Origin of the sequence: Rhizobium ecuadorense, from assembly GCF_001187535.1 — a bacterium.
In the GTDB taxonomy this organism is placed as follows: Bacteria; Pseudomonadota; Alphaproteobacteria; order Rhizobiales; family Rhizobiaceae; genus Rhizobium; species Rhizobium ecuadorense.
The window spans coordinates 1-340 of record NZ_LFIO01000982.1 but is presented as its reverse complement, the minus strand read 5'-3'; the positions used below and the strand labels follow the sequence as shown (position 1 = coordinate 340).

At 61.8% G+C, this 340-nt stretch carries 1 protein-coding gene; it reads left to right on the top strand.

Translation table 11 applies throughout. From position 1 onward, the window contains the following. Positions 1-340, top strand: a 340-nt coding sequence (locus AF337_RS18295) for an aldehyde dehydrogenase family protein (protein ID WP_152971125.1), incomplete at both ends; no start/stop codon positions are given.

Genomic DNA, 340 nt, shown 5'->3' with positions numbered 1-340 from the left:
GATCTCGATCTTGCCGTGGAAGGCGCAATCGCATCGAAATTCCGCAATGGCGGGCAGACCTGCGTTTGCGCCAACCGCCTTCTCGTCCAGTCCGGAGTCTATGAGGCCTTTGCCGCCAAACTTTCCGCACGCGTATCGGCCATGAAGGTCGGGGCCGGCACGGATGCCGGTACGGATATCGGGCCGATGATCAACAAGGCGGCGATCGAGAAGATCAAGCGTCATGTCGACGATGCGGTGGAAAAGGGAGCGAGGATCCTCGCCACCGCGGGTTCCGTGCCTGAAGGCGATCAATATGCGGTGCCGATGGTGCTCGGCGGTGCGACGACCGAGATGCAGC